This is a genomic window from Enterobacter huaxiensis (assembly GCF_003594935.2).
In the GTDB taxonomy this organism is placed as follows: Bacteria; Pseudomonadota; Gammaproteobacteria; order Enterobacterales; family Enterobacteriaceae; genus Enterobacter; species Enterobacter huaxiensis.
Map to the genome: position 1 here is coordinate 1,012,669 of NZ_CP043342.1, position 19,893 is coordinate 1,032,561.

Here is a 19,893-nt window from a genome sequence, read left to right on the forward strand (position 1 = left end):
AAGGAAACTATAGTATGACAGCAAACTGGCTCACAGAGATAGCAGAAAAAGACTATGAAAGCAAGTTGTTTCATAATGCATTTGGGGTTATTATATATACTAATGCCAACGCATTGATGAGAAAGCTTATTGAAGATGAACATTATTGGGACGCATTACATGATAGGTCAGGAGAGAAGTGGAATATATATTGTCTGAAGGCTTCAAAGGGTAAAGATGAATTTCCGCCAATGCCGCGAGGTTCAATGGGAATGATGGTTCCAGTTTGGAAGGAACCAAGGGAAAATAAGGAGTTGTTGGAATTATTTGAAATAAATAACACAAAAGATGCACACTTCGTATTTTTCCATTTTGATGAGGATAAATCTATTATATTTAGGAAAACCTTGATTGAAGAAAGTAGTGTTGAAGGAATGTTTAATGAAGTAAAAAAATTAATAGATGAATACACGGGTATAGTAGAAGGTGTTTTTCCTGAGAATTCTCAAGAGGGGACTAGTATGCATATATATGCGGAGTCAAAGTTGTCTCTAGATGGTCGGGTTAAGTTTTTAAAAAAAATAATATCAGTTGCAAGAAATTTTAAATTCTTGATTCCGAGCTGAATAGCAAGTCCTGTAATTAAAATTTTGTATTTGTCTGTTTTTTATATCTTCACTCCAACAACGGAGACAGGCAAATTATGGGCAAAAGAAAATCAGGGCCTTTGTGGCTGAACTGTCTTAAGGTCTTAAAATCTAAGCCGATCTCAATCGGTTTTCACACTGGCTAACGAAATCAATCGCCGAAACGGCGCTCAATGCTGAAATGACTGGCTACCTCGGGCCTGAGAAATATGCTATAAAACCGGGATAGAACAAACGTAATGGTTCTTCTAAAACCCCTCTCTATGATGACGGCGAGATTGAACGGATTCATACCGAGTGACCGTGAAAAAACTTTATCGAGTTCGGTGACCGCCAGAACGATCACCTTTAATACGTGGGTAGTTACACCGAATTATGGATAAGCTCGGTCATTATCTCCACAAAATATTTCTTATGTTAGCTAAGATTACTATAAACCCGATACATTTATATAGAACTGGCCTTTACCATTATCTGTTTTCTGAATACGGTAAGTTATTGGCAGTGAGTCTTTCAGATTTGGTTTTGTAAACGTTAAATCAGCCGCACACTGATAAACATCCAGACCCGATTCATGGCTAGTTGTTCTGATATTTTCTACTGTAATCCGCACATCCTTATCCAGTGTCATACCTTTCTCGATTGTCTTTCTTGCAATATCTACGACCAGATTTTTAGCATCATCACTACTGCATTTCGGTGTTTTCTCGCCACAGCCAGCCAGTAAACCAGCTGCAATTAAAGACAGAAGCATTGCTTTTTTCATCTGTAGTTCCTTCGTTGATTAACGATACTTTTACTTCTTATTAAATAGGCCATCCATTACGCCTGTCGCAGAAGCCCCGCAGTATCCTTCGCAGCCACGAGTTATAACGCTAGTCTTGCCATTATTCAGTTCACTGATTACCGCAACACACTGGCTGGTATTATCATTCCACACCCAGCGACGCTTCTGATTTTCTCCGGCTGCTATTTGCTGAGCAGCACCTTCCATATCGCACACGCCCGAACCATCCCCTGTTGAGGCATTAATGTTAAATTGAGCGTTACCTTGTCCCGGATTCAGAGTAAGCACTGCTCCGGGCTTTACGTACTGCGTAGCCGCAGCAGGAAGCGTCGTAGCAAGCATCAATAAGGCCATTAATTTTCTGTTCATTATTTAATTCTCTGTTAAGTGATACGGATATTTTTGGCGATTTTTCCGAGAGTCAGCGGTCTGCGCTTCTCTACAAAGAAATAGACCACGTTGAAAGCTGATTTACGATGATTCCCCCTACCAAGCGAAGGCCAGTTACGGAAGGATTCAATCTGTTCTTCTGAATAGGGTGTGTCTGAGAAGTCGAACAGCACAAGCAGGGCTTTGCCATCATGCTTCATCAGTTTCTTAACTTCTGTGCTGTTGACAGTCGAGGAGACATTGGAACGTGCTGCCGTTGGTTTACGAACAGCAAACTCAACAGCCACGCCGTCAATAACAAAATCAATATAACCATGCCCTGAGACGCTACCGGGTAGCTTGCTTTTCACTTCCGGGGACACATTGTCGGCAAACCAACCCAGTAGATAGCAGCGAACCAGTGGTAGCAACTCACGTTCGCTGCATTCATTCAGGCGCAGAGTCTTAACAAACTCAGGGCGGTAGAGGGAACTAAAAAAGTATGCAAAGCATTCCGTTATCTCATTAATGGTGGTTGCCACGATTTTCTCCCTATCCAGCCACCGTTGATTTAAGAGCGTGCCGGGCCATGGTTCGGACCAGCTCAGCCAACTCGTTTAATGTTTGCTGTCTATAAGTGATTATTTAAGTGATTTTATGTCCATTAGTGATGTTCATGCAAGAGTAAAAAGGCCCCAGACTTCCTTTTATGGACTTACTGGAGATCATGTGATGGCTAAGCTCGTGGCAGATTCAGCGGATAAGCTGGTAGGGCAGCGTATTCAGACTAGGCGTAAGGAAGCTGGGTTAACCGCAGCTGACCTAGCGGAAACGATTGATATTTCTCAGCAACAGCTTTCCCGTTATGAACGTGGAACCAATAAGATCAATATTGCTCATTTGGTTAAGATTGCTGTTGCTTTAAAGACGCCGATAAGTTGGTTCTTTATTGACTGTATGGATGATTTCAACTTTGATAACATGCAACCTAAGTATGTGGCTGGGCTTGATACAGAACTGAAGCAACGACTAGATCAGATTTGGATAAAACTTGATCATGATAAAAAGAAAAGTTTGATTCTGTTCCTGGATGAATTCACAAAGTAAAACTAGTCCCTAAGTGAAACTATTTGCATTCAATGTATATTTTTGGTAAAATGTCATTACTGGATAGTGTCATGTCATTCAGTTGCTAATACACCAAATTAATAACCTATGTGCTAACTTCATTCTATATCCCCTCTGTCGGGAGGGCACTTGTTATCTAAGTGTCCATTATGGGAAATTAGCGATGGTGTGATTAACCTAAAATATACTTTGGAATAAATATGATTAATATTATCCGTCAGGAAGGGATTTCTATGCCCGTAAATCAGGAGTTCATTAATCTTATATTCGCTGAGATATCCAGAAAACCTCCCGTCAGCCTGAATGTTCGTGCCGTTATTTTATCATTCAAAGATGTCAGTTATAGTGCTGAAAACGGTGGTTTTCACCCTGTAGAGTTCAGACTGACTTCCAGAAATGATGAGTGGTATTTCGATTACATCACTGACTTCAAGTATATGGGGCTGTATTCTGAACTTGAAAAAGATATTGATTTTAGCTGGAGCCAGCGTTATGTATTCCTTTCTTATGTTGGTGATTTACCACTAGGAGAAGGACGCGACATTTTCGCGTTATGGCAGCGTAACTTTATTCACTATCACTTTCTGAATACCTACACCCTCAACGTTATGTGGGAAAGCTAATCTCACCGCACTGATTGATCATTATTACAACGGAGATATTATCTGTGACTGCAAACAGAGGGATACGTGCGTCTGTACAAGGGGAACTCGATTGTCTGTGTGGCGCGTACAGTCTGGTTAATATGCTGAGCTGGCTTTATGACGGCAGGGTGAAGCGAAAAGCACTTATAAACCGACTTCTCCAGGCATATCAACAACGATGGCCATTGCATGAATGGCTTACTGAAGGAATTGATGAAAACCGACTCGACTTGCTAATTAAGCAGGTGTTGGAGAAGGGACACTATCACCGCCATTTCCCGGTTGAAATCACTAAACCCTTCGAAGGAAAGCGGGGTCTGTCAGACGGACGACTTTTCAGTGAAATGCAGCGGTTTCTGAACGTCAATGATCATTCCCGTCTTATCATGCTCAGCGACCAGTTTCACTGGTCCCTTCTGATCAAAATGGATGAAGAAACGCTCTGCTTCTTCGACAGTAACGGGCGAACCACCATGCCCCGTAAAGCTTTCTCCCTGCGTACTGGCGTAACCCGCCGCCAGCTGTTTCCCGACGCTATTTACTTCATTGAACGGGAGTTCTGAAATGACCATGTTTACCCAGCGTGAAACCCGTATCCTTGACCAGGCGCGTGATATTATCAGCCGGTACTACCAGCGTGGCGTTCAGCTCTGTTCCCCTGATGATGTTCGACGGTGCGTAATGGTTGAGCTGGCACCGCTTGAACATGAAGAGTTTGGCATCATCCTGCTCGATAATCAGAATCAGCTGCTGCACCGTGAAATCCTGTTCAGGGGGACGTTAAACTCGGTCAGCGTTCACCCCCGTGAAGTTATCAAACGCGTACTGAAACATAACGCCGCCGCAGCCATCCTTGTCCACAACCACCCCAGCGGCGAGCCTGAACCCAGCCGTTGCGATATCAAGTTGACTAAAAAACTACAGGAGTTGCTGGAAATGCTGGATGTACGGTTACTTGACCACTTTATCGTGGCGGGGACTGAAACGGTGTCGATGGCTGAGCGGGGGCTCGTGTGATGCTGAAAGTTACCTGGTTTAATGTACGTTATTACGGGTTAGGCGCATGAACAGGACAGCGTTACGTCAGGTCGTTTCGGTGGTACAAACAACCGTGTTTGATGCGTATATTGGCGGTCTGGCACCATCGGGGCGGCGAGGTATCACCAGTCTGTTAAACCGCAGCGCCAGCATACTTAAACACGGTGCGGATGCAGTTGGTTATCCGTGGGAACAACTTAACTACGCCGCCGTCGCTAAAGTACGTGCGGCACTGCTGGATGACGGTTACGCCGTGTCGTCGGTGAACATGGCACTGTCAGCACTCCGGGGCGTGGCGCAGACAGCCTTTAACCTCAATTATATGGATGCCGAAACGCTCGCACGTATCCGGTCAGTTAAGCGCGTGAGCGGCGATATCCAGCGTAAAGGAAGGGCATTAGACAGGCAGGAAATCCGTGCGCTGATTCAGGCCGCTAAACAGCATCCGCAGCATGTACGGCGCTGTCGTGATACCGCCATTGTGCTGACGCTTTGTGGAACGGGGCTGCGGGCCGGGGAACTGGTCAAACTTGAGCGCCGGGACTATGACAATGGCATCCTGACAGTCAGACAGGGAAAGGGGCGTAAATACCGTGAAATCCACGTGGCGGATGCAGTGGATAAGGCTATTCGCGCGTGGCTGAAAGTTGGTGCAGACGAGGCTGACAGTGCGTTGTTTAGGCGAATTCAGCGCAACGGGAAAGTCGCCAGCCAACCGCTGACTACGACCGGGTTAACGGGTATCCTGGCTGAGTTACAGCAAACGGCAGGTATAGCACGTTTCACCCCGCATGATATGCGGCGGACCTTCATTACCCGCTTACTGGAGCAGGGTGTGGATATCAACACCGTCCGCCAACTGGCAGGTCACAGCGACATATCCACGACAACCCGCTATGACTGTCGTGGTGAGAGCATGAAAATCAGCGCCAGTAAACTCATCAGGTGTTTTTAGCTGTTGAGCCGTTGCCAGACTCGGCTTCATTTTTATCTTCAGCACTTAACCGCGCATACTTTTGATTCTGGACTTTAATCAGTGCATTGATATTTTCAGGCTGAAGCATCCACGCAACATCCTCACGCGCCCATTCTTTACCGTCAGAGAGACGTTTTAACCGGGGTTTCCATATTCCATACTCATTAAGTTTTTTTGCTACCGAAGCATATTTCTCACGATCTGACTCCCCCGTATGAAGCTTGTCAAAACGACCTTTTACAAGCTGGTAAACAGTATAGATTTCCAATGCCTTAGGGGACCTGGCTGGAACTATCATGGGGTACTCCTCCAGCCCATAAATCCCGTTTAGCTCTCCCTCATTGAGCAGGTCATTAAACATGTGATTCACGCATGCGCTCAGCACATCCGCCGCTTTCTCTGCATCGAATTTATCCGGGCTAAAACCCGCTCCCGTCAGCTTCCGGGCAATCAGCGCCAGCTTTTGCCGTGTATCCCGCCCCAGATAGAGCTTCTTCTCCAGAAATTCAAAGACCTCGTTACTGCTTTTCCGTTCCCGGTGGCATTTAGCGTCAGCCTTGTTACTTGGGTTACCAATCACAGGTCACCTCCATGATAATTTTTTGTGCAAAATATCATCATTGAGCCTCAGTGGTAAATGGCTTCTTTATGTGACCGTTTCGGAGACAGAAATAAGTGCTCTCGAATGACATTCATATGAAAGATGCCCTGAACGTGCTCAACGATGGCATCGTTGAGTGAATCCTTACCTTTTTTGGTGGTTGTAAATAACCCCGCTCCTGAAACAGCTCAAAGGAGCACAAGCATGAATACCAACCGTATTTTGCGTAAAAAAGAGGTACTTCATCTGACGGGGATCTCGTCAGCGACGTTATACCGACTCATCTCGAAAGGATTCTTTCCTTTGTCAAAGAAGCTAACGGGCGACAGTGGTCGGGCGGTGGGCTGGCTGGAAAGCGATATCAATAACTGGGTTAACAGCCGTATGTCGGCGGGAGAATAAAATGAAAGAGATAAAATCAAAAAAACGCGCGGCGAAAAAAAACTCAGTTCCCTGGTTCGAAACCATGGGGAGGCAGGTTGGGTTATCTGAACGTATCATTGCGGCCATCGTCAGGGAACAACAGGCGCGGATACGCAAACTTAACCGGCGATCTGCACAGATTTTGTCTGATGCCATCAAGGAAGCAGATCCGGGGTGGGGGGAGAAGTACAACATATACGGTAAACTCGCGTGCATGCTTGACAGGTGTCAATACATTCCATGCGGGAGCGCGGCCTGTGCGCAATGTACCGCGGCGAAACAATTGCATTATCAGGGCGTCTCAGTGGGGAGCAGTGTACCGGGTCATACGACGTTACATTTAGCGTATTTAACGCCGACGAATGAGTATTATTTTTCTGGCTGGACTGCTACTGACTTAGTGACACGGCATGAGGATGGTTGTTAATACGCAACAGACCCCACGATGTTGTCTGAATACAAACTGACCAGTCACCCTGCTGCTTTACGCTGGCAGCAGGGTGAGCTATACCGCCAGGAATACTCAATGAACGACGCTTATTATTTCAGAACGTCTGATCCGGATCAGATCCGCCACGCCCCCTCACACCTTGAGAGGGTAAGTAAAGCCTTTCCCGCTGTTGTTACGCAGCAGGAAAGTGAGCATGAACGGCAGCGTCTTATTCATTTGCTGGATACCCTGAACGACAGGGTGCCCGGCTGTGATGTCATTGCCCAAAAACTCAGGCAGTGCAGAAACGGATCTCCATGCAACAGTCTTATATGCCCGCATTGCCAGCGGGAACGCATTCTGGCGCAACTGGCGATGTTGTCCGTCCCGCCGGGGAATTCAGCAGAATACGTGGGAGTGGTCCTGTTTTTCAACAAGGATACGCAAACTCCGCCGCCATGGAAGAACACCGATGCGCTCAGGGCGCAAATCGGTCGTTACAAGCAGAGGATAAGCCGGGTACTTAACCGCCTGGGGTACGCCGGTCCGGCCACAGGCACCTTTAGTATGATGCGCCATATGCCTGATGGCCCAGAAGCGCGTATTTTCTGGGTTCCACAGTTGTGTTTATTCCTGCCCAATGACAGTACGTTGATTAAGGGGCTAAAAGCGCATATGTCGCGAAGTGGTGGGGCATTCATTGATTCGTCGACTGTCAACACGCCGGTGATTGGGCTCAGGTATAAAGACCCCGCAAGGCTGCTTTCATGCGCCCTGAATCCAGTCTGGCACAAAGCAGATTACACACTGACTGATAAAGGCGCTCTTGTTAAGTCAAGAATTGAGCCACTGAAAGGCCGGACACTGTTAAAAAGCCTGCTTACCCTGGACTCACTCGGAACAGGTGCCGTTTCTTTTTCGTTTGGGCAACCGCCAGGGAAAGTGCACTGATTTACCGGTAATGCAGCAACTGCAATGCAGTTCTGCGGTTGATTAAATTGCAGTGGAACGACGAATAACAGCGGCGACCACTGCAATATTGTTGTTGTAAAACTGCAGCACTGGCCAGTGATTTTGATGGTGTTGATGCACTTTTAAATTCCAACTGTTCCGATTTTAACGTAACCGTATGTTTTATTAAGGGTCTTACGGATGCCTCTGCGCACCCGATCCTTGCCATCAACTGACGAGTTAGCGCATCTACGAGGGCTTTTTGCGTTTCTGCCAGTGAATATTCTACACACAATGGGGGGAGCGGTCAGCGAGCACCATTGCCATTGAGCGCAACGGAGAGCCTGGGGAAATGTAGCACTACGGAGGTCTCATCCCCTTCCACTGTTATAAAACGACACGGCGAGCGAGCGCAGCGAGTGAGGGAAGGCGTCAGCCTGACTAGGGGGAGAGATTTGCGACCGGAGTGGAGCAAATCATGGGCGGAGCCCATCCTCGCGACTGGGGTTTTGACTTTCAAATTGCCTGACTTAAAAACTGGTGAAATGGTCTGCGTAAGAGTCCGCGTAATGTTCAATGTAATAGCTGATGCAACAACACCATGCTGAGACGGGGCCGTGAATACAGAAAAGGATTATCCAGTGAAGATCCCTAAGTGGGTTTATGACCGTATTACTGAAATAACGGATTATGTCGTGGGGGATACGCAATGGGCGGTCACCCGGCGGCAGACATTACGGTGGTTCCTGGCCCACATATGGCTGGAAACAGACGATGATGGCTGGACTATATGCACTGTCCGAGATATCCGTAGCAGCTACGCCAGCCTTCTAAGTGAATGTGAGATCAATTACCAGGGGGAGTGCTTTATGTCCACGCTAACTGATTTCCTGCCGACACTGTCGGATATTGAACTTCGTGCAGGGAAAGCGAGCAAAGACCCGGAAAAGCGTAGAGCCAGTGCATGGCGGTTCAATCCCAAGTGGACTATGTGTGATGAGGCTCAATTGGGCAAGCTAAATTTGGTTGACCTTGAAACCGGTGAGTCTGTCAGTTTCAAAGATCTGCTTAAGGCGAACGGGAAAGCTCCTAGGCATGCGATAGATGTTGAGAAGCGTCAGACTGACCTAAAACAAAGGGAAAAGGCGTTCCTGGGCAAGGTTACGCGGGGGCGCATGCACATCAACTTGGTGAAGGAATTACGTGGCCGGGAGCCTGATTCCTATTACCATGCAGGAATACGCAGCCTTAACCATCTCTACAATGGCAGGATTGAGGGACAATATGTCACTTATGACCATCATTATCGTCTGACGTTTGGAGGGCGGTATTACGATCAAGCTTTCCAGAATCTGCCCAATGAGTTTAAAGCTAAATTTCGGACCGGGTTACTCAACTATGACATCGAAGCCTGTAATCTGGCCTGTCTGAACCATCTGTTCAGACAGTATGACGTCGATTATCGTGTGAAGTCATCGATATATAAAACCATGATGGAACATACCGGGCTGAGCCGTAAACAATGCAAACAGATGGTCCATACCACCACCTACAGAATTGGGCGTGTGACTATTGGTGTTAATGATGGCCTTGGGGCAAAAGTGTATCAGTGGTGCGGTAATAGGAGGAAAAAGGCACTGAAGATCCTGCGTTGGTGGAACCAGTATGTCAGCCCGTTGAGATGCTCACTCGAGTCATTGCTGGAGCGTGTGCATGACGCACACCGCAAAAGTTGTTCATCACCGCGTAACTATCACAGGTACGCCAATGAAGTCGGATTAATACTGGATCTGAATAGTGAGGAGTATCAGCGTGAAAAGACTCACCATCAGCAATATGCGCGAAATAAGGCACTGTTGGCGTTTATGATCTGTGGTGTGGAGCAGGCGTATATCCGTGAGGTAGTCAGTCTGAACCCTGGTCGTGTCTGCATGCTCGATCACGATGGGGTAGTGGCAACGGGCGCGCTTTCACTGCCGGACTGGCATGGTTTCACAATGAAAGAAAAGGAGTAAAGGGCTACTGTATCAGAATTGAACTGGGGCGCAGAATTCAGTAAGCCACAACAATATGAACGGAGAAGCCAAGGTGAATGAAAACAGAAATTACTGTACTATCGCAGCACTTATCTCGGATTGAAGCTTAGTCAATCTATTTTCATCTTGAACAGAACAGATAAAAATTATGTCAGAGATCGGCGCAGCGCCCGAGCAGGGCCAAATCGTCAAACTACGCCACAAGATATGGGCAGTAACCGCAGTAAATATCACCAAAGCTCAAACAAAACATTTGATACATAGGCTCTCTCTGGAATGTTTGAGTGATGATGCGCTTGGCGAAAATATCCAGGTGATTTGGGAACGAGAAATCGCTCCTGCAGTTGTCGAATCAACCTCTTTGCCTTGTATCACAGGTCACGACGATCCGATCCTCTTTGATGCATTTATTCGTTCTCTTCAGTGGAGCGCAAGCTCGTTGGCTGTTGGCGATATTCTGCAAGCCCCCTTCCGTGGTGGTGTACAGATGGAAGAGTATCAGTTGGCGCCTGTTATCCGCGCGAATAATATGCCCAGGGTTCGACTTTTGCTGGCAGATGATGTTGGTCTGGGTAAAACCATTGAAGCGGGCTTAGTCACTCAAGAACTGATCCATAGCCATCGAGCAAGTCGTGTACTCATTGTTTGTCCGGCGCACTTACGAATTAAATGGGTTGATGAGATGGCTGAAAAGTTCGGCCTCGAGTTCAATATCATCGATCGAGATTCCGTTCTAAAAATGCGGAAGGAGTACGGACCTAGTATTAACCCTTGGGCCAGCTTTCCTCGTCTTGTGACCTCAATTGATTATCTCAAGACAGAGCACCCTCGCCGTTTGTTTGATGAGTTTATTCGGCGAAGACTAGAAGAAAGTCCTAACAACAGGCCCTGGGATTTGCTGATCCTCGACGAGGCTCATAACGCAGCACCGTCTGGCAAAAAACAATATGTCCGAGACTCTGAGCGCACATCGCTGTTGCGTTCGATTTCTGAACAATTCGAACACAAGATGTTTCTCACCGCTACACCCCATAATGGTTATCGTGAGAGTTTTACAGGCCTGCTGGAGATTCTGGACAATCTTCGTTTTTCTCGTGGCACTGGCATTGATAAGACGCAGCTTTCAGCCGTTACGATTCGACGTCTGAAAGAAGACATCACCAACCCAGACGGCTCACTGCGCTTTCCAAAGCGTGTAATCATGCCTAGAGATGAAATAATAGACCCACAGCTGTATGTCACACTAGACCATGAAGAACAACGTCTATTCAATCTTCTAAATACTTACACTGAAAGCCGATTGACCTCTGTCGACAAACGTTCTGAACGCCCTCTACAGTTCATCCTAACGTTGCTGAAAAAACGAGCTTTATCTTCACCATTGGCGCTACGCGAGAGCCTTATCGTACACACAGAAAATGCTGGCATTAGGGGTGAGCTTGGTATTGGCGAATCATTGTTTAACAGCTTCGAGCAAAAAGAATTGGAAGACTGGAGCGATGATGAAGATAAAGAGGACAACCTAGAGGCTGCGACAAGAGCCGCCTCCAAATTGATTTTAGAGCTGTCAGCAGATGAGAAGGAAATGCTTCAGCGTATGTTTGAAATTGTTGATACGCAGGTATCACATTTTTCAATTCAGGAAGATAGCAAGGCGGCAGCGCTAATCGGGTGGATCAATAGAAGTCTTCGCGATGGCGATCAATGGAATGGCGAACGTGTCATTATCTTCACAGAATATAAGCACACGCTCAATTATTTAGAACGGATTCTTGAAAAGCATGGATTCCTTGATTTCACCAGAACCATCATTGGCGGCATGAAAGACTCTGATCGGCAAAAGATCAACGATGAATTTCAATCACCAAACAACGAAACTAATATCCGTATCTTACTCGCTACGGATGCTGCCTCTGAAGGCGCCGATTTTCAGAAGCACTGCCGGAATCTGATTCATTATGAAATCCCCTGGAACCCGACCCGACTTGAGCAGCGTAACGGCCGTGTAGACCGTCACGGGCAAAAAGCAGACGAAGTTCGCATTCATCACTTTGTGTTTAAAAACCAAGAGGACTCCGAGTTTCTTAAACTTATCGTCGATAAAGTCGAAACTATAAGAAATGATCTAGGCAGCGTTGGTGCTTTAATAGCAGATAACGTAAGAAAGAAAGCGCTGGGACAAGCTGTTAACCTTGCTGCCATTGATGATGACGCTCGCAGACGGCTTGCACGAGAAGAAATGGCGCTAGAAGCTCGGGATAATGAAAGCGTCACGCAAATGGTCGATGCTTTGAACCGAGCTCGCAGTGCACTTGATATCTCTGAAAGTAATCAGCTTGACCTGCTATGCCAAGCGTTGAGTCTGGAAGGCTGTACTGAAGCAATCATGGATTTGGGTGATGGCGAGTTTTCATTAATACACGTGCCAACGGCTTGGACAGAATGTAAAGCCTACGTCAGCACAGACTACCTACAAAAGCGTTTTTCATTTAATCGAGACAAAGCTCGTGCAGATGATGCAGTGGGTATTGTTCACCTTGATCATCCACTCATGCGACGGGCAATTTCTACCTTTCGAGTGCAGATGTGGGGAGTTCAATCAACCAAAAACCAGTTAAACCGTGTAACCATCACAGAATCCTCCAAGATTATTGTACCTGTCATCATTGCCTGGGGACGTTTAGTATTGCTGGGGCCAGAAAATAATCGACTCCACGAAGGATTAGTCCGCTGTTCGCTCTTAATTCAGGAGAACACTCTTGTCCCGCAAGCAGTTGCTCGACCGGATGATGCGATTTATTTTACGGGCTATCTAGAGAGCGTAAAGGCACTTATTGCACCGCTTATTGAAGCTATTACGCAACAGCTTTCGAACGCTGCCACAGAAGAAACTAAAGTATTAATCACTACTCTAAATGAGCGTGGCGAGGTGGCCCGTAAACATGCACAAAGCCTATCGACAGAACGAGTTATGGCAATTCGTAAGGCTATCAAAGATTGGCAGAGTCGCTCTTTGGAGATGCAGTTACAGTTTGTGTTTGATGACGAAGAGCAAGATCAGCGAGAGCAGGATTTAATTGCCCTACAATACAGACTTGAACAGCTTGAACAAGAACGAGAAGCTGAGCCAAAACGCCTAAGAAATTTGTATAAGGTTACAAACAAAAAAATGTATCCGGTTGCACTAGAGGTAATTTTGCCTAAGGGGATTTACTGATGGCAATCAATAAACGTATCGCAAACCGGCAGCACCGCTGGCTTTCCAGTGTTGAAATTACCGGTGTCGTATTAAGCGAACCCGTTCTCGCTGATGTAGGCAATTTTCGCTCGCTCGATAAGGCAGAAATTGCAGTATTCAGAAAGCAGCGGGAAATCTGGAATCTGCCTAAGGGTATGGTGGCAGGAAATGGCCAGCCCGCCTGGATTAACTTTATCCTCGAAGACTTTCTCGGTCTCAAAGACAAAGACTACTGGCAGGTAGGGGCGGCAATTCCAGCTGACAGGGTGGTTAACCTGCACGAACAGCAGGAAGTTCTACGCCCAACTCGCGTATTGCTCGATGAAGGCAACATGGTGATGTTGGTGCTGGAAGTGCCACGCGAGCAATCACTGGATAAGCCTTGGCTGCAAGACAAAGGCCGCTGGAAGGCATCGCCCACCACCAAATTCGAACGCTTATTGCGTGAAACAGGTGCTGAACTCGGCTTGCTTACCAATGGCGAAGCCTGGCGCTTGTTGGTGGCGTCACCTTCAGAAACCACCTCATGGATGACCTGGACAGTTCAAACCTGGAATGACGACACAAATACTCTAGCGGCGTTTAAGGATTTATTAGGTGAATCACGTTTCTTTGCAGGGCCGCGCGATCAGGTCATTCTTGAACTGATTAAAAAAAGCCGTCAGCGCCAGTTGGATGTGGCAGATCAGTTGGGTAATCAAGTACGCGAAGCCCTACAAATTCTGGTGCATGAACTGGATAGAACTGATGCCGAGTTGGGCGGCCAATTTCTGGAGGGATACAGCGAAGCGGAAGTATTTGAGTCTAGCGTTGCCTTTATCATGCGCTTGCTGTTTACCCTCTATGCCGAAGAAAATGGTTTGCTGCCCCATGGTAATGTCACTTACGACTGGGCCTATGGCGTATTGCACCTACTCACTGAGCTTGAGGAAACTAGCCGTCTGGCGCCAGAAAAACTAAAACATTCCTATGCTGCCTATGCACGCCTGTTAGCTAGCGCGCGTATATTACATGATGGCAGTGTAGACCCGGATATCCGCATTGCCGCTCACGGCGGCCAATTGTTTGACTCTGACCGTTCACCATTGTTGGAGGGCCGGGCGAAGAATGGTAAATGGCTAACAGAGGTGCCGGAACCGCCTAAGGTCAGAGATGCGGCCATCCGCGATATTCTGCGCAGCCTGAAATATGCCAAAGCCGATGGTGTGCGCCAACTGGTGAGTTATCGTACGCTGGCCGTCGAGCAAATTGGCCATATGTATGAAGGCTTGCTTGATCGCCGCGTGGCCAGAGCACCCATCAACCAAACTCTGCTGCTGTTGCAAGGAGGCCCGAAGATCGACGAACCCGCCCCCGTGAATGCAAGCGAGTTTGTCGGGCTTAACGAAGCTGCGCTGATCAAAGCCATAGCCCAGTTCACCAGTAAAACGGCAGGCACTATTAAGAAGGTATTGGAACGCAACGAAGAGCGACAAACATTGGTGAACCTCGGCACCGATGATGCTGAGTTGCTAGCGCAAGCAAAACCGGTTGAACGCTTTCTACAACCTCTGGGCATAGTGCGGCCCGGTGGCCTATATGTCACCCACGGCCAAGAACGCCGGTCCAGCGGGGCTCACTATACGCCGCCAACTCTGACCGAGCCGGTGGTACGCCGCACTTTAGAACATCAGGTCTATGTGAACGTGGAAGAAAAACCCGGTTTATTGGTTGAACCAAGGTTAATTAAAAACCCGCAGGAGATTCTGGCCCTTAAGGTCTGTGACCCAGCCATGGGCTCCGGTGCATTTTTGGTGCAAGCCACCCGTTATTTGGCTGAGCGACTTGTGGATGCTTGGGAGCGCATAGCAGCCGCACAGCCAGACAGCATTTTAACCATGCCCTTTGGTACCCTTTCGCAGGGGGAGGCCAGCGAAAACCTGATGCCGGAATCTCGTGAGGAACGTGTTGTATTCGCTCGTCGTTATGTGGCGGAGTATTGTATCTACGGTGTTGATATCAACAAGCTCGCAGTTGAAATGGCTAAGCTATCGCTTTGGTTAACAACGTTATCCAATGATCGCCCTTTTACTTTTCTAGATCATTCACTCAAACATGGGAACTCTCTAGTTGGTCTTACTCCGGCGCAGATTAGTGAATTCACTTGGAAGCAGGTTAGTAATAAGTTCGGCCCGCTGTTTGCGAATAAGCCTGAGCAAGAAGTCAAAAAGGCAGAGCAACACCGTAAAGCGATTCATCACATTGCCGATCAAGATTTCGTCAGCAAAGAAAAGGAAAACAGTATAGCCGAAGAAGCCCTTGCTAGTATTCGCCTAAGGGCGGCCTTGGCGATCGCAGCGTTTTTTGATGGCGCTAGTACCAAACAACGTGAAGCTAAGTTAATAGAATATCGCTACTGGCTAGAGCGTTTGGGTAAAGACGAAAAGGCGTCAGTCGAAATAGAGACGATTGTTCGCGGGCTGACGACCGGTGAAAAGGCCATTATTCCATTTTTCTGGGAGGTGGAGTTTCCAGAGGTCTTCCATCGTGACAACTGTGGGTTTGATTGCGTAATAGGCAATCCTCCATTTCTAGGAGGGAAAAGAATAAGCACTGAGCTTGGCAAAGATTTCGCAACTTGGACGTCTAGTTTTGAAGAAATGAATGGCAACGCTGATTTAGCAGCTCGGTTTTTTAGAAAAGGATTTGAGCTAATCAACAAAACTGGATCTCTTGGCTTTATATCAACAAACACCATTGCTCAAGGAGACACGCGGCGAGGCGGCCTTCGTTGGATTTGCAAAAATGGTGGTAGAATTTACTACGCGGACAAGAGGGTTAAATGGCCAGGAAAGGCAGCGGTGATTGTAAGCCTAATCTGTATTACAAAAGAGTTTTTCTCCAAGGTATACCTCAACGGTAATCCAGTTGAACAAATCACGGCATTTCTATTTCATGAAGGAAGTTCGGATGATCCACACAAACTAAATTCAAACTCTGAATTGGGATATGTTGGCTGCGATATCAAAGGACAAGGATTTCTTTTTGACGACAAGGATCCACTTTCTTCGCGGAGAGGTCTGGCCGATGAGTTGATTATTCGAAACCCAAAGAATGGCGAGTGTATTTTCGACTATATGAGTGGAGAGGAAATTAATGACACCGCTGATCATACCCCTGCTCGTAAAGTAATTTTCTTTGGAGAGATGACTTTACAAGAGGCCAAAGAATGGCCTGATTTGTTAAAAGTTGTCGAAGAAAAGGTTAAGCCCGAAAGGGAATCAAAAAGTAAAGAATTAGCCGAATGGGATTGGTGGAGATTTTGGCGACCAAGGAAAAAACTTAGAGACAAAATTGCAAATCAAGATCGCATAATTGCGTTATCAAGGGTTAGTCCTTGGGGGGCTATGGCGTTAGTTTCTACAGCACCGATCTATTCGGAAGCCGTTGTCGTTATAACACTAGAAGACCACGCTTCATTTGCTGTACTTCAATCAAACATACACAACCTGTGGAGCAGATTCTTTAGCTCATCGATGAAAGATGACCTAAGGTATAGTGTTGAGGATTGCCTTGAGACTTTCCCCTTCCCAGCAAGCTGGAAAGAAAACTCAGCCTTATTAAAAATTGGATCAGAACTTGAAGAGCGACGAAAACAATATATGGTGAGCAATTCGATTGGTCTTACAGAATTCTACAATCGAATTCATTCACCTGAGAATACATCAAAAGAAATTCTAAGCCTCAGAAATCTCGTTCACGAAGTTGATAGATGCGTTTTTGACGCATATGGCTGGAATGATATTCAACCAGAGTTTGATTTTTTTGAGGAATATGAAGTTCCAGAGGGGAAAAAGAAGCCTTGGCGATATCGCTGGCCAGACGAAACTCGTGAACAAGTTCTTTCCCGCCTACTTTCACTTAACAAAGAAAGATATCAGCTAGAACAAAGCTAAGCATTATAAGGCACAAGGACATCCTTGTGCCTTAACAATTCAAAATGCTCCGCAATCCGTTCACTGGGTTGACCCTGTGCCCGAACGCCCATTTCCATATTGCGATCCAGCGCATACATGGTGAGGTTAGCCGAAGTGACTAACGCATCGTGACGATCTGCAACTAGCACCTTGGCGTGTAGTTTAAGGTACTTATCGTCAGCAGGGATTTTCCAGGTGAGCAGTTTGGGAAGCGCCACACCATTCGGCCACAAGGCAATCAGGGTATCGCGGTTGTTTTTGCCGTAGCCTTTTTCGCCCTCGTCCAGCACCATGGTGACCTTTACACCTCGCGCGACGGCATGAGCTATCAACTCGATGATGTCATTGATGATGCCTTCGTAATCCTCCTTTCCCGCCAACCAATAGCCCACAACCAAAAGTTCTGACTCCGAGGCAGAGATAATATCCTGTACCACCTGACGGGTGGCGCGCAGGTACGAACCTTCCACTTTGGGGCCGGTCCAGACCACTTCGGTTTGCGTAGCTTCGCCTTCTGTTAGCAGCACAGCCTCTTTCAGCGCAGCCAACTGCAGGGCAAAGGCACCATTAGTGAGTGCCGAACATTCATTAGCCCAAATGGCGATCACATTTGAAAGTGCGCTTTGCACTGCACCACGCCCAGATGCAAGTTTGGCGATGGTGGCGGAGCCCGACTGTGCGCTTAGTACACACCTCTCCACCCCAGAGAGCACCTCGCCAAAGGCACCTGCATTTATCAACTGGCGTACTGCCTGCGCTAAAACATAGGCAGATTTATCTCTGATAGCAGACATGGCTACTCCCCGTTATTTGAAGTAGGCCATATTGCTGTATGCCATGGTGGGCACCAGGAAGTTGCGATCCAAAAAGCGGTTAAATGCCTCACAAGAAGTCTCTGGTGCCAGCACGCAGGCATGGCAAGCAGCCCCGTTAATGGTGGCATGTACATCGGGTTGGTGGTCTGCACACAGAGGGTCTGATGAGCAGCGTTTAGCATTTTCCAATGCGTTGTGTATTAAATTCGGGAAACGTTCTTTAGTGCCAAGATCCACCAGACCACCTAAGCTGCCTTCGGAATCCGCGCTGGCGGTGTACAACAGTATTCCGGCCATTTTGCGCTCGGGATCGGTACTGCTGTAGATACGCTCACGAACCGACGATTCGGAATAGCCGCAATCCAACGCCAATTGGCGCATCAGTACATGGGCCAGACTGTGCAGCAACACATAACGCGCGCCGGGGAAGTCATCTGCATCCACACCCCGCTCAGCGGCCCATTCTTTGTATTTTTGCTCGATGGCGGCAGCGCGCTTTTGTACGGCAGGCTCCTTTTCCCAAGCAGTTAATGCTTCTTCTTTTAACTCCAAGAAGATACCTTCACCACGTACCTCGACGGCTGGCAACCAATCCTGCCGCTCTTTATAGATGGGCGCACGCGAGGCTCCCATACCGTCGTCATCCATGCCCGAAGCGTAATCGATGCGGGTAAAGCTGGTGAGTGCGCGCACTTCCAGAAGTTTGCGGGCCAGAACGATGCGATCAACTTTATCAGCGAGGAAATCGGGCACTTCGCCGGCTTCGAGAAAAAAGTCGGATTGATCGCCTTGGTTGCTGCCTTCGATATTGCGGAAGGCGTTCCACTCCGGCAGACGCAAATCAATCTCATCAGTTTCTATTTCGCCACGCTCTTTCAACAGGGTTTGCCAAATATCTTCGGCTTTGAACTCTGTTAGCGCTGGAAACATTTCCATATCCAGCAGTGTTTGCAGTTTTTCCTGTGAATCGATCTTTTCAACCTGATGTTGCGGACATTTCTTCAATGCCTGGCCAATCGGGCTGGCTGCCTCTTTAATTGATAAGGCGCTGCGCACCAAGGGGAACCATCCGTTTGTGGCACCGCGTTGAATCGCCCGTAGCTGACCAGTGTGTTTACACTCATGCGGATCTTTGTTTTTTATCCCCAGCCAAGGACGCTTGCGGGTACATTCACCCAAGGCAAGACTGCGGTTTTCGCCAAACGCATCACTTACGCTTCGTTTCTTTCCACAAGCACAATAGACCCATATATCTGAAACCGAGCCGGTCGTACCAGAATAAACCAACTGCATGCGCTGCCTGCACGGATCACCAGCATCACGATGCACGTAAGCATGCCATGGGAAATCATCTATATGCCCACTCGGGCAAGCCACAACGAATGGCGCAGGTACAGTAGGCGCCCGCTTACCTTTACCACGTCCCGAACAGTTTGGAGCTTTACACTCAATTTCTTGCGTGATGTCGTTGTAACGGCATAGGTGATTGAAATTAGGATCTCCGCCATATTCCTTTTTCAGTTTTTCGGTTCTGTTCTCCGAAGAGGGGTATCCATATTTCAAACCTTTATACTCAGACAAAGTTGCGCAATTCGGGTTGCTACATACTTGATACCTTGGAAAAACACTAACAGGGACGGTTCCTTTTTTATATCCAAACCCACTACTTACAGGCTCAGCTTGAAAGAATCGGCTTACTCTAAGGGCTCGCTCTAATCGAGGCTCCCGAACCACCAACTCCTCCTGAGGTCGCCAGGTATCTATGCCAGAGACGATGACCGACAAAGTTTGTAGATCGACAATCGCACCGGGGCCAAATGTGGTGATTACCTGACTGGGACGAACGTCGCCAATCGCTCTTTTACTCGACATCCG

The 19,893-nt window shown here is 47.5% G+C and carries 18 protein-coding genes; 12 read left to right on the plus strand and 6 right to left on the minus strand.

Annotated elements, in window-relative coordinates; genetic code table 11:
• Positions 1-14 precede the first annotated feature (14 nt).
• Complete coding sequence (locus D5067_RS04905; RefSeq protein ID WP_119936022.1) at positions 15-605, plus strand: hypothetical protein; 591 nt, start codon at positions 15-17, stop codon at positions 603-605.
• A gap of 451 nt (positions 606-1,056) precedes the next feature.
• Here D5067_RS04905 and D5067_RS04910 read toward each other — a convergent pair whose 3' ends face one another.
• Genes D5067_RS04910 through D5067_RS04920 form a run of 3 tightly spaced genes read right to left on the minus strand, consistent with a single transcriptional unit; the run spans position 1,057 to position 2,324 of the window.
• Complete coding sequence (locus tag D5067_RS04910) at positions 1,057-1,392, minus strand: hypothetical protein (protein WP_119936021.1); 336 nt, start codon at positions 1,390-1,392, stop codon at positions 1,057-1,059.
• A gap of 30 nt (positions 1,393-1,422) precedes the next feature.
• Positions 1,423-1,782 carry an acyl-CoA dehydrogenase gene (locus D5067_RS04915; RefSeq protein ID WP_160117939.1) on the minus strand — a complete coding sequence of 120 codons (360 nt, stop codon included), beginning with the start codon at positions 1,780-1,782 and terminating at the stop codon, positions 1,423-1,425.
• Between the two features lie 14 nt (positions 1,783-1,796).
• A complete protein-coding gene (locus D5067_RS04920; protein ID WP_119936020.1) occupies positions 1,797-2,324 on the minus strand; it encodes a hypothetical protein in 528 nt (175 codons plus the stop codon).
• A gap of 190 nt (positions 2,325-2,514) precedes the next feature.
• Between D5067_RS04920 and D5067_RS04925 the strand changes: the two genes are divergently transcribed.
• The 5 genes from D5067_RS04925 (at position 2,515) to D5067_RS04945 (ending at position 5,547) form a co-directional block, all read left to right on the plus strand.
• Complete coding sequence (locus D5067_RS04925; protein WP_119936019.1) at positions 2,515-2,889, plus strand: helix-turn-helix domain-containing protein; 375 nt, start codon at positions 2,515-2,517, stop codon at positions 2,887-2,889.
• 254 nt (positions 2,890-3,143) lie between these two features.
• Positions 3,144-3,533: a DUF2787 family protein gene (locus D5067_RS04930; protein ID WP_119936018.1), complete on the plus strand. Its 390-nt coding sequence runs from the start codon at positions 3,144-3,146 to the stop codon at positions 3,531-3,533.
• A 122-nt stretch (positions 3,534-3,655) separates the two neighbouring features.
• Positions 3,656-4,117: a hypothetical protein gene (locus tag D5067_RS04935; RefSeq protein ID WP_119936276.1), complete on the plus strand. Its 462-nt coding sequence runs from the start codon at positions 3,656-3,658 to the stop codon at positions 4,115-4,117.
• 1 nt (position 4,118) lies between these two features.
• Positions 4,119-4,571, plus strand: coding sequence for a RadC family protein (gene radC / locus D5067_RS04940; RefSeq protein WP_016248784.1), 453 nt, complete (start codon positions 4,119-4,121; stop codon positions 4,569-4,571).
• Positions 4,572-4,617: 46 nt separating this feature from the next.
• Entirely contained in the window at positions 4,618-5,547 is a 930-nt protein-coding gene (locus D5067_RS04945) for a tyrosine-type recombinase/integrase (protein ID WP_119936017.1), read from the plus strand.
• Here the strand turns inward: D5067_RS04945 and D5067_RS04950 are convergent.
• Positions 5,534-6,148, minus strand: coding sequence for a hypothetical protein (locus D5067_RS04950; RefSeq protein ID WP_119936016.1), 615 nt, complete (start codon positions 6,146-6,148; stop codon positions 5,534-5,536). The genes D5067_RS04945 and D5067_RS04950 overlap by 14 nt on opposite strands.
• 225 nt (positions 6,149-6,373) lie before the next feature.
• Here D5067_RS04950 and D5067_RS04955 point away from each other — a divergent pair, with 225 nt between their 5' ends.
• The 6 genes from D5067_RS04955 (at position 6,374) to D5067_RS04980 (ending at position 17,182) form a co-directional block, all read left to right on the plus strand.
• Complete coding sequence (locus D5067_RS04955) at positions 6,374-6,571, plus strand: helix-turn-helix transcriptional regulator (RefSeq protein WP_119936015.1); 198 nt, start codon at positions 6,374-6,376, stop codon at positions 6,569-6,571.
• Between the two features lies 1 nt (position 6,572).
• A complete protein-coding gene (locus D5067_RS04960; protein ID WP_119936014.1) occupies positions 6,573-7,019 on the plus strand; it encodes a hypothetical protein in 447 nt (148 codons plus the stop codon).
• Between the two features lie 99 nt (positions 7,020-7,118).
• Positions 7,119-7,973, plus strand: a complete 855-nt coding sequence (locus D5067_RS04965) for a hypothetical protein (RefSeq protein WP_119936013.1) — start codon at positions 7,119-7,121, stop codon at positions 7,971-7,973.
• 641 nt (positions 7,974-8,614) lie between these two features.
• Positions 8,615-9,988 carry a hypothetical protein gene (locus D5067_RS04970; protein ID WP_210433795.1) on the plus strand — a complete coding sequence of 458 codons (1,374 nt, stop codon included), beginning with the start codon at positions 8,615-8,617 and terminating at the stop codon, positions 9,986-9,988.
• A gap of 169 nt (positions 9,989-10,157) precedes the next feature.
• Positions 10,158-13,226, plus strand: a complete 3,069-nt coding sequence (drmD, locus tag D5067_RS04975) for a DISARM system SNF2-like helicase DrmD (RefSeq protein ID WP_119936011.1) — start codon at positions 10,158-10,160, stop codon at positions 13,224-13,226.
• Positions 13,226-17,182, plus strand: coding sequence for an Eco57I restriction-modification methylase domain-containing protein (locus D5067_RS04980; protein ID WP_119936010.1), 3,957 nt, complete (start codon positions 13,226-13,228; stop codon positions 17,180-17,182). The genes drmD and D5067_RS04980 overlap by 1 nt, the downstream gene beginning before the upstream one ends.
• On the opposite strand, the gene drmC is transcribed toward D5067_RS04980, so the two are convergent.
• Together drmC and drmB are read right to left on the minus strand one after the other, a co-directional pair.
• On the minus strand, positions 17,179-17,997 hold the full coding sequence (gene drmC, locus D5067_RS04985; RefSeq protein ID WP_119936009.1) for a DISARM system phospholipase D-like protein DrmC: 819 nt from the start codon (positions 17,995-17,997) through the stop codon (positions 17,179-17,181). The two genes, D5067_RS04980 and drmC, sit on opposite strands and share 4 nt — an antisense overlap.
• A 12-nt stretch (positions 17,998-18,009) precedes the next feature.
• The gene (drmB, locus tag D5067_RS04990) at positions 18,010-19,890 is read right to left on the minus strand and encodes an MrfA Zn-binding domain-containing protein (RefSeq protein ID WP_119936008.1); all 1,881 of its coding nucleotides are present in this window, start codon (positions 19,888-19,890) and stop codon (positions 18,010-18,012) included.
• Positions 19,891-19,893: the final 3 nt, after the last annotated feature.

Bases quoted from the DNA above. Each gene is read 5' to 3' on its own strand.
- D5067_RS04905 (WP_119936022.1), top strand. From the start codon at position 15: ATGACAGCAAACTGGCTCACAGAGATAGCAGAAAAAGACTATGAAAGC.
- D5067_RS04910 (WP_119936021.1), bottom strand. From the start codon at position 1,392: ATGAAAAAAGCAATGCTTCTGTCTTTAATTGCAGCTGGTTTACTGGCT.
- D5067_RS04915 (WP_160117939.1), bottom strand. From the start codon at position 1,782: ATGAACAGAAAATTAATGGCCTTATTGATGCTTGCTACGACGCTTCCT.
- D5067_RS04925 (WP_119936019.1), top strand. From the start codon at position 2,515: ATGGCTAAGCTCGTGGCAGATTCAGCGGATAAGCTGGTAGGGCAGCGT.
- D5067_RS04930 (WP_119936018.1), top strand. From the start codon at position 3,144: ATGCCCGTAAATCAGGAGTTCATTAATCTTATATTCGCTGAGATATCC.
- D5067_RS04935 (WP_119936276.1), top strand. From the start codon at position 3,656: ATGCTGAGCTGGCTTTATGACGGCAGGGTGAAGCGAAAAGCACTTATA.
- radC (WP_016248784.1), top strand. From the start codon at position 4,119: ATGACCATGTTTACCCAGCGTGAAACCCGTATCCTTGACCAGGCGCGT.
- D5067_RS04945 (WP_119936017.1), top strand. From the start codon at position 4,618: ATGAACAGGACAGCGTTACGTCAGGTCGTTTCGGTGGTACAAACAACC.
- D5067_RS04955 (WP_119936015.1), top strand. From the start codon at position 6,374: ATGAATACCAACCGTATTTTGCGTAAAAAAGAGGTACTTCATCTGACG.
- D5067_RS04960 (WP_119936014.1), top strand. From the start codon at position 6,573: ATGAAAGAGATAAAATCAAAAAAACGCGCGGCGAAAAAAAACTCAGTT.
- D5067_RS04965 (WP_119936013.1), top strand. From the start codon at position 7,119: ATGAACGACGCTTATTATTTCAGAACGTCTGATCCGGATCAGATCCGC.
- drmD (WP_119936011.1), top strand. From the start codon at position 10,158: ATGTCAGAGATCGGCGCAGCGCCCGAGCAGGGCCAAATCGTCAAACTA.
- D5067_RS04980 (WP_119936010.1), top strand. From the start codon at position 13,226: ATGGCAATCAATAAACGTATCGCAAACCGGCAGCACCGCTGGCTTTCC.
- drmC (WP_119936009.1), bottom strand. From the start codon at position 17,997: ATGTCTGCTATCAGAGATAAATCTGCCTATGTTTTAGCGCAGGCAGTA.
- drmB (WP_119936008.1), bottom strand. From the start codon at position 19,890: ATGTCGAGTAAAAGAGCGATTGGCGACGTTCGTCCCAGTCAGGTAATC.